Source organism: Bacillus sp. JJ1562, assembly GCF_036962705.1.
Taxonomy (GTDB): Bacteria; Bacillota; Bacilli; order Bacillales; family Bacillaceae_L; genus Ferdinandcohnia.
Genome location: NZ_JBALOQ010000053.1, coordinates 1 through 10997 on the forward strand (window position 1 = coordinate 1; position 10997 = coordinate 10997).

At 36.2% G+C, this 10997-nt stretch carries 12 protein-coding genes; 2 read left to right on the top strand and 10 right to left on the bottom strand.

From position 1 onward, the window contains the following. Positions 1 to 108: 108 nt before the first annotated feature. From V7097_RS23165 to trhO, 3 genes are all read right to left on the bottom strand, one after another. Positions 109 to 735, bottom strand: coding sequence for an NUDIX hydrolase (locus V7097_RS23165; protein WP_335705994.1), 627 nt, complete (start codon positions 733 to 735; stop codon positions 109 to 111). 19 nt (positions 736 to 754) lie between these two features. Continuing rightward, positions 755 to 1021, bottom strand: a complete 267-nt coding sequence (locus V7097_RS23170) for a hypothetical protein (protein ID WP_335705995.1) — start codon at positions 1019 to 1021, stop codon at positions 755 to 757. A 301-nt stretch (positions 1022 to 1322) separates the two neighbouring features. Continuing rightward, a complete protein-coding gene (gene trhO / locus V7097_RS23175) occupies positions 1323 to 2291 on the bottom strand; it encodes an oxygen-dependent tRNA uridine(34) hydroxylase TrhO (protein WP_335705996.1) in 969 nt (322 codons plus the stop codon). A 227-nt stretch (positions 2292 to 2518) separates the two neighbouring features. Between trhO and V7097_RS23180 the strand changes: the two genes are divergently transcribed. Next, positions 2519 to 3334 carry a bifunctional hydroxymethylpyrimidine kinase/phosphomethylpyrimidine kinase gene (locus V7097_RS23180; protein ID WP_335705997.1) on the top strand — a complete coding sequence of 272 codons (816 nt, stop codon included), beginning with the start codon at positions 2519 to 2521 and terminating at the stop codon, positions 3332 to 3334. A gap of 285 nt (positions 3335 to 3619) precedes the next feature. Next, complete coding sequence (locus V7097_RS23185) at positions 3620 to 3865, top strand: helix-turn-helix domain-containing protein (protein ID WP_335705998.1); 246 nt, start codon at positions 3620 to 3622, stop codon at positions 3863 to 3865. 46 nt (positions 3866 to 3911) lie between these two features. Here V7097_RS23185 and V7097_RS23190 read toward each other — a convergent pair whose 3' ends face one another. The 7 genes from V7097_RS23190 to V7097_RS23220 all read right to left on the bottom strand — a co-directional run bounded on the left by V7097_RS23190 (position 3912) and on the right by V7097_RS23220 (position 10829). Then, complete coding sequence (locus V7097_RS23190; protein WP_335705999.1) at positions 3912 to 5405, bottom strand: tagaturonate epimerase family protein; 1494 nt, start codon at positions 5403 to 5405, stop codon at positions 3912 to 3914. Positions 5406 to 5483: 78 nt separating this feature from the next. After that, entirely contained in the window at positions 5484 to 6128 is a 645-nt protein-coding gene (locus V7097_RS23195) for a hypothetical protein (RefSeq protein WP_335706000.1), read from the bottom strand. Between the two features lie 53 nt (positions 6129 to 6181). Continuing rightward, complete coding sequence (locus tag V7097_RS23200) at positions 6182 to 7021, bottom strand: sugar phosphate isomerase/epimerase family protein (protein WP_335706001.1); 840 nt, start codon at positions 7019 to 7021, stop codon at positions 6182 to 6184. Between the two features lie 13 nt (positions 7022 to 7034). Further along, positions 7035 to 7709 (bottom strand): rhamnogalacturonan acetylesterase, encoded by a 675-nt coding sequence (locus tag V7097_RS23205; RefSeq protein ID WP_335706002.1) that lies wholly within the window; start codon positions 7707 to 7709, stop codon positions 7035 to 7037. Between the two features lie 10 nt (positions 7710 to 7719). Next, the gene (locus V7097_RS23210; protein WP_335706003.1) at positions 7720 to 8385 is read right to left on the bottom strand and encodes a YesL family protein; all 666 of its coding nucleotides are present in this window, start codon (positions 8383 to 8385) and stop codon (positions 7720 to 7722) included. 29 nt (positions 8386 to 8414) lie between these two features. Further along, positions 8415 to 9710 carry a Gfo/Idh/MocA family protein gene (locus V7097_RS23215; protein ID WP_335706004.1) on the bottom strand — a complete coding sequence of 432 codons (1296 nt, stop codon included), beginning with the start codon at positions 9708 to 9710 and terminating at the stop codon, positions 8415 to 8417. Between the two features lie 3 nt (positions 9711 to 9713). Next, positions 9714 to 10829 carry a glycoside hydrolase family 88/105 protein gene (locus V7097_RS23220; protein WP_335706005.1) on the bottom strand — a complete coding sequence of 372 codons (1116 nt, stop codon included), beginning with the start codon at positions 10827 to 10829 and terminating at the stop codon, positions 9714 to 9716. Positions 10830 to 10997 lie beyond the last annotated feature (168 nt).

Here is a 10997-nt window from a genome sequence, read left to right on the forward strand (position 1 = left end):
CATCATTCTCCTAGTATCTGGTATTTAATGGACCTCCACGACGATTTTAAAACCATCCACCTTTGAATTGAATAACATTAAATTTTCTAAACAAGAACAAAAAGCCCTCTATTTAGGGCTTTTTTCGATGACTTCTATAAAATGTTTAAGTATTCCGGCTGTTAAGCCCCAAATGACACGATCTTCATAATAGTAGAAGCATTCATCCATGCCCCTTACTTGCCATTGGTAATTTTCACCACCAATGATATCATTGAATGGAAAGTTTTCTTCAGGCTCTACATGAAAATTCACTTTGAATGTTTGTGGAGGATTTGACTGAAAAAATGACAATGGTACCGCAAACACCTCTCCAACTTCTGCTGGATTTGGACGAATCTCATCGGGATTGGTTATTACACCTACAAATGGATAAATAATCGTTCCAAAAGGTGAAACAAAATAATCTAAGGGACTTACATCTGTAATCTCCTTTTCTGTTATCCCTAATTCCTCCATCGTTTCTCTAATTGCTGTATGTCGTTCATCTGTATCAGTTGGATCCATTTTTCCACCTGGAAAGCATATTTCTCCGGGCTGTCTTCTTAATTGATTGGAACGAACCTCAAAAAGGATATGAACTTCATTATCTTTTTTTATCAAAGGAATAAGAATGGAGAAGCGTTTAAAATCCCCGCGGCCTAATATGGATGAAGTTCGATTTTTGACGGCATTAACAATTTTATCGATTTCCATAGTTCACCTCATATTTTTATTAGTGCTTTAAACCTTTAAAAGCTTTAATAAATTCAATTGGATCTTCTTTTATATTATAGGAGAAGACTCCTTGATTTGTGTGGAGATATAAAAAGCTTGTTCGGTAGGATACATCATACACATGGTCTAGTTGAAATTCATTTGCAGAAGAAAGGATTCGATCTTCGAACAATCGTAGCTGATGGTGTGTTTCGATATACTTTTGTTCATTCCACTCGATTTTTCTTAGTATAACAATATACGGATGAGATGCAATAGCCTTCACAGATTCTCCCCTTTCTATTACTATATTGTACCAAAAAAAGACGGAAAAGAACTTGCAAAAACAATCAAATACGCTTTGGCGTATTTGTGCCCGATTTTTAGGCCCACAGGAAGTGGGTCATAAAGACGTTGCCACAGGAAGTGGCGTATTTAGTCTTTGAGCATACTGCCCGAAAAATTTCCTATGAAAAATCGTGGCATCCGCCGGAGGCTTTAACTTTATTCAGTAGAAGTATTGAACTTCTACTGAATAAAGTTATATAAAAAACCACAGCGAAATCGAATCACTGTGGTTGTCATGATTATTGTTGTACTAATTCTTTTTCAAGAGCTCGTAAACGTTCTGCTACTTCTTCCTCAGATAAACCATTTTCTTCAACATAACGATTACGTGGATGAACACGACATTCATGTGTACAACCTCTTAAATATTTATGCTCGTTTTCTTCAGAACATAGAATTTGTTCATTACACTCAGGGTTTGCACAGTTTACATAGCGTTCACATGGTTCACCAGTAAAATGGTCTTTTCCGACAATGACGTGCTCCTTTTGATTTACAGGAACAGCAATTCTTTCATCAAAAACATATAGTTGACCATCCCAAAGGTCACCTTGCACCTCAGGATCTTTTCCATATGTTGCAATACCACCATGAAGCTGGCCAACATCCTCAAATCCTTCTCTCACTAACCAGCCAGAGAATTTTTCACAACGAATACCGCCAGTACAGTATGTTAAAATCTTTTTGCCTTCAAGCATGTCTTTGTTTTCACGTACCCATTGTGGTAAATCGCGGAATGTTTCAACGTCGGGTCTGACTGCACCTCGGAAATGTCCTAAATCAAATTCGTAGGTATTTCGTGCATCTAGAATAATTGTATTCTGATCCTGCATCTTTTCATAAAATTCTTTTGGACTTAAATATTTACCCGTTAATTCAAGTGGATTAATATCATCCTCAAGACTTAAGTTTACAAGCTCAGGACGAGGTCTAACATGCATTTTCTTAAACGCATGCCCATCTGCTTCATCTATTTTAAATACAGTATTTTCGAAGCGTGGATCATTTCTCATTCCATCCATATACTTATCGGTTTGTTCGATTGTACCTGAAACTGTTCCGTTAATTCCTTCAGTCGCAACTAAAATTCGACCTTTCAAACCGATTTCTTTACAGAAAGCAAGATGTTCTTTTGCAAATTCTGTTGGGTTTTCAATTGTTACATATTGGTAATAAAGCAATACTCGATAAGGTTTTGTTTCTGTCATTAATTTTCGACCACCTATCATTAATATTTGCAAGATATGAATGTGTTTAGGATCGAATTACACTTTTCTCTTACATCAGTGTATTGTATCAAATTATTTATTATTAAATCAATCATTTATACATTCCTTATATTGTAAAGTCGTTTTTTTTTCTACAATAATATATCAATTTTTGTCAATTGATATATAATAAGCTTGTCAAACTTTTTTAGATGGGGGTTTCAAACATGAGTTTACCAAAAGCGTTAACGATTGCAGGTTCTGATAGTAGTGGTGGAGCTGGTCTCCAAGCCGACATAAAAACTTTCCAAGAATATGGAGTTTATGGCATGTCTGCCTTAACTGTAATTGTTGCGATGGACCCGAATAATCGTTGGAATCACCAAGTGTTTCCAGTTGACGTCGATATTATCAAGGCACAATTAGCAACAATCCTTGATGGAATTGGTGTAGATGCTGCAAAGACTGGTATGCTTCCTACTGTTGATATTATTGAAATTGCTGCAGATGCGGCAAAAAAACATAATTTACAAAAATTTGTAGTGGACCCTGTAATGGTTTGTAAGGGAGAAGATGAAGTTCTGTTCCCAGACCATGCCGTTGCTCTTAGAGAACTACTTACTCCACTTGCAACAGTCATTACTCCAAATTTATTTGAAGCAGGTCAATTAAGTGGGATCGGTTCTATTACGACTGTCGACCAAATGAAAGAAGCTGCTGTTAAGATTCATGACCTTGGTGCAAAATATGTACTCGTTAAAGGTGGCGGAAAGCTAAAACATGATAAGGCAGTAGACGTTTTATATGATGGAGAGGAACTAGAGATCCTTGAAGGTGACCGATTTGAAACAACATTTACACACGGTGCCGGATGCACATCTTCTGCTGCAATTGCAGCTGGACTTGCAAAAGGATTAGATGTTAAGGAAGCGATATATGAAGCGAAGAAATTCATCACAGCTGCCATTCGTCATTCCTTCCAACTAAATGAATTTGTCGGCCCAACAAATCATGCTGCACGTCGACTATACGGTGATAATTAAGCTGTAGACAAAATCTACAGCTTTTCTAATCCATAGGCAATGGGAAAAGTGCAAGGCGCGCAGTCTTAGGCGACAAGCATAAGACAAGCTCTGACAGAAGGTGCATTTTATCTTCCTAAGCGCTCGTCTTAGAACAGGGAGCCGATGGCGCTCAGAGCTAGACATTCAAAAAGCCTACCTAGACGAATTTTATATAAGATGGTAATATTGTGAATATCATAGAATAATAGATTATTAAGTACTTGTATTCACTTGTAAAAAGCCATAGGTAAGGAGCGTGTAAAAATGCCTAGGATTGACAAAGATATCGTGAAATTTTTACGCAAAAGAAACAACATGACTCAACGTGATTTTGCTAAAGCTGTAAATTGCAGCTTTGCGCTAATTGCCCTTGTCGAAGTTGGCAAACGCAGAATTACGAGCAACCTTGAAACGAAAATCAAAGAGTCTTTTAATTTAGATGATCAACAAATATCATCTCTTGCATCCGTTGTTCAAGAAGTAGCAAAGGGCGTACAACCTTATATGTAAAATAGGAAAAAGCAATTGGACATGTGTACCAATTGCTTTTTTAAAATTATAAATTTAGTAATTCAACGTGCTTGCCGATATGGTTCACAAGTCCTTGACGGAACTCCTCTTCTCTTTCATTTAAAGTATTGAAGAATTCATCCTTGAAAATAAAGTTTCCACCTTCATCCTTAGCTGTTAATAATAATCCGTATGTTACGTGAATAACTTGTCTTGCTGCATCATTATTCATATATTCTGGAAGTTCAGCATCTGTAACGTTATCAAGTTGAGCAATCGTACTCATATCTGGTGTAATATGATAATACTTAAGTGCTTCATCAAGATGTTCTAGCGCATATGCATGCATTCTTCTGTAAAGGTCAGGATTTACCTTCGCAATTACGCGAACCGCTTCAAGCCAGTTTGTTCCAGCTGTCTTAACATGAAGAACACCGTTTGTATATTTCGCGATAATTGGAAACGCTGTAAATTTATCACTACCAGAGTGGATACTAAGTTTATAACCAAAGTATTCTGCAATTAGCGCATGTTCGCGTAATTCTTTTTCAAATTGTTCGATATCCCCAATATAATCGATTCCCTTTTGGAACTCACCGCAGAATCTTGGAGCAAGGCTTACTACAGTTACTCCACGCTTTTGCAATTCATTTGCTACAAAGAAATGTGCTGCTGGTGATGTAACAGTTTCAGTTTCATCAATTGAAATTTCAAAATCAATATCACGATCGCACTTTTCAATATATGTGTCATGGATATGAACCATATAATTTAAAGCGTTTCCATATAACAATACAAATTTCTTGACCATTTTTTCCTCAAACACGATATCAAGACCATTTACATCGAATGTTTTATTTACATATAGTTCATTATAATGATTCTTCGTTTCGTCTGGAAGGCTATCAAATTCAGCGCTGATTTCATCTTCTGTCAAGCTTTCTACGCGGTTTTGAATATGGTCTGAGCAATCTAGTGTTAGCATTGACATACCAAGTGACAAGGCCATTTTAATATCTTCCTCTTCTTTTAAGTGGTCACCATCCGCACCAAAACCACCTGTATACCCTTCTTGAAAAACAGCAAAGCTAGCAGCATCAATCACATCATTCATTGTACGATTGGTCAATGTTAATTCACGAATACTTTGTTGAGCAAGAATTGGCTTCACTTTATGATTGCGAACGGTTTCAATATGTCCCGGAGAAGCAAGACCTAGACGATCACCTAGACCCATTGTTGCAATTTTCGTACCAAAAGCTCTAGGTACAGTATATTCAAAATAATGATTTAACACGAGTCTGTTTTTATGTGTTAATGGACATGCTTTTCCATTTTCCCCAATAAGTATACCCTCTAAATCATCAAAAAGTGCTCCCTCTCCTTTTGCAATAATCCATTTTTGTTCGTTATCCCTAACCATGACAAGGCTTACATTTTCGTGACTAGTAAAAGACTTTTCATATACTTTGACCTGATCAAATTTAACCGCTACGCTACCTTTATTAAATTCTTCAACTACTTGTTTTAAATGTTCCATGGATATAGCCTCCTAAAATTATTGCCATTCTATTAAAATAATATCTTAATATATTAGACTTGTTAATAGAAAAATTAATTATTTCATAAATAAAACATTAAAAAGCTTTTTCGTTTTTTCTATTTTTTGAGAATTTACAAGCACTCCCATTACCATATCAGAATCATCAATTGCTTCTTTAAATAGTGGTACTGCCGAAACATCAATTCCTGTAGTTTGATGCTTGGAATCAAAAAATAAAAATTCTTCTTCAATCGGTAGACTCCCATCTACCAATTCATTTTGATTATAAAAATATTGATCGTGATTCATCATCTCAAACTGTTTTTTATCAATAAACAAAACATCTAGTCCTCCAGCTGAAATCTCCCCAGCAACCTTTTGTAAAGCAGCCATAACAATACTAAAATCGGCAGCATCTGGTGCGTATGGGATGACCTGAATCGATACTTCAAGTGTTTTTGTTTCCTCATCCGAGAGAATTTCTTTATTAAGCTTTTGAGCGATTTTATTTATTTCATTCGAATCTACTAAATCCCCCAAAACGAAAATGGAAAGTGCTGGTTCCTTCTTTTGAGAATGGTCGTTTACTAGAAAGACAGTAACAATACCCACAAGTAGAAACGCAAATAGATAATATTTATAATACTCCCAAATATACATGGCCTTTTCTGTAGTACTCATCGCTGCAAATAATTCTTTGACCCTTCCTTTTTCCCTCAAAGTCCTTACGTCCCTTCAAGCAAGATGTGTATTTTAGGGAAATTTACCCCATACTAAGCATTTTCATATTTTTCTTGTAAAAATGCAATACTATCATCAATGAAAGGTTCCGTCGTGCTTTCTAAGAGAAATTGGATGTACGGTTTTTTCGACTTTATTAATTTCATAACTAGATCATAGTTTAATTGGCCTTTACCTGGGGGAGCAAATTTCAACTTTCCATCTTTAATCACAAAGTCTTTACAATGAACAATGATAATTCGATCTCCAATTAGTTCAATCGCTTCCTTGAAAATTTCATCCTGATGATTGTAATTTTCGACTGTTAATAAATTGACCGGGTCAAAGATGATTTGTAGATTATGTGAATTTACTTCATCCAATAATCGTTTTAATAGGATTGAATTAAATACAGGGTGATTAACTCCCGCTTCTATCCCAACGATGACACCGAATTTTTCAGCTTCTTTAACAAGTTCTTTCACACTTTCGATTACATCTAAAAAAGGTTTTTCTTGAAAATTATCTACCGTAAATCCCATTTTTGCATTGACGTTGCCTGTTTCTGTTCCAATGACACTACATCCGAAATCCCTTGCAAAACGGATATGCTCCTTAAAACGGTCTAATGCTTTTTGTCTTTCCTCGAGATCGGGATGAATCATATTTATATAGCAGCCGAGTACGGCTATTTCGATATTTTTTTGTTGAAAAGCCTTACCTATATATTTACCTAAACCAGGAGAAAGACTTCCCAAACTTGTGTTAAGATCTGGAAACGATTTCCCCAAAGCCAATTGCACAGATGATAATCCTTTATCTGCAATTGATTGAGCAAGTCCATCCAAGGAGCTTGCCTCTACATCATGAGCACGAATACCTAGATTGATCATATGAGCACCTTCTTTACTTTACGTATTTTTCCAGGTTTGGAATGTTTTCTTTTATTTCTTTGGCAATAATGCTGGCAAACTTATGTGCCCCTTCCTCACGAAAATGCGTGTCATCACAGATTCCATCGGGATAGTTAGGATGTTCACCTGGTTCTAACCAAAGAAATAAGTCTTTACACTTTTCAGGTCCTAATGATTCATATAGTTGTTTGGATTCATTCCATAAATCAATGAGACTTACCTGTTGTTCTTTTGCAAGAGCCTTCATTGCCTCTGGATACTCTCCTAAACTATTAACTATCTTTCCATTTTCATCAAAATTCCTTCGATGCATGGAGGTTACTAAAACAGGGATAGCGTTTTTCTCCCTTGCTCCAACAATATATTGATTTAGATAGGAATGATAGGATGAATATGGTTCCGTTCTACGGTGATCTTGCTTTTGGTCGTTATGTCCGAATTGAATAAAGAGGTAATCATTCGGTTGGATTTCATTCAGGATTGTTTCAAGTCTCTTTTCATCAATGAAGCTTTTTGAGCTTCTGCCACCTATAGCGAGATTGTGGATGATGATATTATCAAGAAAATAGTGATTAAGTACCTGCCCCCATCCAGCTCTTGGTTCTTCGTTCGGAGGGCAATCGGATACTGTTGAATCTCCGGCGATATATATTTGAACGTTTTTCATCGTGACACCTTCAATTTATCTTAAAACTAGGTTGGCTCTTGCCTGATTTCACTTCAGTTTTACCGTTTACTTTTTCTTCAATTCTTGCAAATACCTTTAAAGACAGCCACATGATAATATAGGCTAGTATACTTGCACTTAAGAAAGGAATAAGTGATGGAACATACGTAAACCCGACATAAAGGATGATAATTCCTAAGACCATTGCAAACGTAATAAGAGGGTATGATAAGCCATACATGACGGCGTGTTTCAAATAAGTTTTTATATTCCCATTAAAGTGGACATAGATTGGAAAAATATAAAGTAGAATTACGATAAAAACTGAACAAATCGCGATTATTGCGTAACGAATCACCATGTATAATGTGCTTGTGGTCGGAAGAAACACAAGATCAACATATAAAATATATCCGGCTATGAATAGGGTCAGTCCTAGGAGATTGGATTTTAAAAATTCCTTTTTATATACACTCCAAAATGTTGAGAAAACAGGGATATCCCCTTCTCCCATAATCCACTTTCTAGTTATTGCAAATAGGGCCACTGTTGCAGGTACAAATCCTGCAACAACAAGTCCTAAAGCTGTAAATAGAAGCCATAGCAAATTTAAATAAACTAAACGTGAAATAGCCCCGCACCAACGATAAAATGGACTGTCCAATCCTCCTAGCATACGACCTTCCCCTTTCTAATAATATTTTTTTACAACTGCCCTTGATAGCTTTTCAATAATTGTTCAATCGAGATTGGTTTATGTTCCTGGATGGATTTCCAAACCGCTTCTCCGAGTGCAATCGAATAAGCTCCTGCATCTGCACCTGCTAATATTTCATAAGGGCGACGTGGATCAATTCCCTGGTACAAATCGTGAATTAATACAGGATCCCCACCTCCATGTCCACCTGCTGTTTTAACAACATGATTGATTTCCTTGGAGCCAAATAACGGATAGAAATCAATAGTTTGTTCAGGCACTTCAAAAGGAACCCTACTTGGCGCATGGAAATCTTGCGTTTCAATTCTTCCCTTCGTTCCATTGATAGCTAAGCGATAGCCCTCAAATGGAGCTGAGAAATTAATTGAATAGCTTAATAAAGCACCTTTGTTATATTTTACTGTCGCGGTATACGTATCCTCAATGTTAATCTCAGAATCAAAAATACATGCATCCGGATGGTAATTCGTATAGTTGTTATCCTTATTCTCACCCATGTTTAAGTGATCATCTTCTACGGCCTCTGAAAATTCACGAGGGTTCCACCTTATATAATAATCACAATTATCTCTCACATGACAGGTGCTACAGAATCTGTTATCTGTAGTTGGATCGGGATTAAGTTCTCCATTGGGTCCATAATACTGTAAGGCTCCATAAGCAAAAACTTCTTCTGGATATTGGTCAATCCACCAATTCACAAGATCAAAATGATGGGTTGATTTATGGATAGAAAGCCCACCTGAAAATTCCCGTTTCCGATTCCAACGCTTGAAGTAACTCGCTCCATGATAAGTATCGATATACCAATTCAAATCAACTGAAGTCACTCTTCCGATTTTGCCTTCTAAAACAAGTTCTTTAATTTTTCGGTGGTAGGGACTGTAGCGATAATTAAACGCTACAGTTACTTTACCTTTACTGGCTTTCTCTGCATCAATCACTTTAGCTGAATCATTAGCAGTTGTAACCATCGGCTTTTCTGTAATGACATCCACATCATGTTCGAGTGCTTTTAAAATATAATCAATATGTGTGTTGTCACGGCTTACAACGATGATACAATCCGGCTTCGTTTCTTTAATCATTTGATCGATTTGATCTGGCTGGTATGAAGGTGTTTCTGACAAGACAGGAAACTTTTCCTTACATAATTCAATACGATACTCATCACTATCTAATAAACCAACAATCTCACTTTGCTTTGCGAATTTTTCTACTAATGGTGGGATAAACATTTTTAATGCCCTGTTACTTAATCCACAAATTGCATATCTTTTCATCTATTACTTAACCTCCGTATGTTCAGTATGCAATTTCTCCATTTCCATACTTGCCATGATAAAAGCACCTGCACCATGTAGGTCATTATGACTTCGCTCACGATTAATATAATAATCATATACGCCGATTGATGTACCGATTACAATATCATCAATAATAAGGCTACCTTCTTCAGTTTCTTGAATTTTATATTCTAGTAATCCTTCATACGCCTTTGTGGCATGCGCAGCAAATTCCTCACCCACATATTTTTTTGAAACGGCTTTCGCAATGACATATACAAATAGACTAGAAGCTGAAGTCTCAAGCCAATTATCTTCAAGGTCCCCTTTATCAATGACTTGGTACCATAAGCCCGTCTTCTCATCCTGATATTTCACAATGTCGCGAACATAATCTTGAATAAATACGATCCACTCTTCCTTATGTGGATTACCTTCTGGTAAAATATCAATCATGTCAATAACAGCTAATCCATACCAACCAAGTGCACGTCCCCAAATTTCTGGAGCTTTTCCATCTGGACGAGCCCATGGCTGAACGCACTTTTCATCCCAGCCATGATAATAAAGGTTAGTCGCTTCACTCTTTGTATACTTACGCATTAATTTTTCCTGATGAATAACCATCTCGATTAATTCAGGCTCACTGAAATCTTGTGCAAAGTGAAGAGCAAATGGTCCACCCATATATAATCCATCTAACCACATTTGATATGGATACTTGTCCTTATGCCAAAATCCACCTTCACTTGTGAGATTTAATGTCGTAAAAATATTGCGTAAACGACGAGCTGCTAATTCATATTTTTTAAGACCAGTAGCTCTATATAATGGGAACAGTAATAATCCTGCTTGAATGGAGTCTAATTCATCCCTTGCAAATAATAAATTCCCATTTTCGTCGATATTATGATCAACATATGCTCTTAAATAATCAAAATATTTTTCTTCGCCTGTTTTGTTATAAACTAATTCCATTCCACATAGAAATACGCCTTGGTGATAGTGCCAGCGTCCGCCGGGTGGAAGTTCTTCAGGAGTATATTTTTCCATGAGCGTATCACATGTTTTTTTAGCAAAATATAATGGTGATTTTTCTACTTTCGTGTTATTCAAGAACGAACATCCTTTCTCTCAGTCTTAATTAGTAAAATTTGAAAACGGTAACAACTCTCCTGTTTTCATGATAGGATATTTATATAATAATAACTATAATCATTTGATTTACTCTTAGTAGGGACCTTTATCCCTTGAATTTATAAGGAATATACTAATATTATGAAC

Bases quoted from the DNA above. Each gene is read 5' to 3' on its own strand.
- V7097_RS23200 (WP_335706001.1), bottom strand. From the start codon at position 7,021: ATGATCAATCTAGGTATTCGTGCTCATGATGTAGAGGCAAGCTCCTTG.
- V7097_RS23215 (WP_335706004.1), bottom strand. From the start codon at position 9,710: ATGAAAAGATATGCAATTTGTGGATTAAGTAACAGGGCATTAAAAATG.
- V7097_RS23190 (WP_335705999.1), bottom strand. From the start codon at position 5,405: ATGGAACATTTAAAACAAGTAGTTGAAGAATTTAATAAAGGTAGCGTA.
- trhO (WP_335705996.1), bottom strand. From the start codon at position 2,291: ATGACAGAAACAAAACCTTATCGAGTATTGCTTTATTACCAATATGTA.
- V7097_RS23180 (WP_335705997.1), top strand. From the start codon at position 2,519: ATGAGTTTACCAAAAGCGTTAACGATTGCAGGTTCTGATAGTAGTGGT.
- V7097_RS23210 (WP_335706003.1), bottom strand. From the start codon at position 8,385: ATGCTAGGAGGATTGGACAGTCCATTTTATCGTTGGTGCGGGGCTATT.
- V7097_RS23205 (WP_335706002.1), bottom strand. From the start codon at position 7,709: ATGAAAAACGTTCAAATATATATCGCCGGAGATTCAACAGTATCCGAT.
- V7097_RS23185 (WP_335705998.1), top strand. From the start codon at position 3,620: ATGCCTAGGATTGACAAAGATATCGTGAAATTTTTACGCAAAAGAAAC.
- V7097_RS23165 (WP_335705994.1), bottom strand. From the start codon at position 735: ATGGAAATCGATAAAATTGTTAATGCCGTCAAAAATCGAACTTCATCC.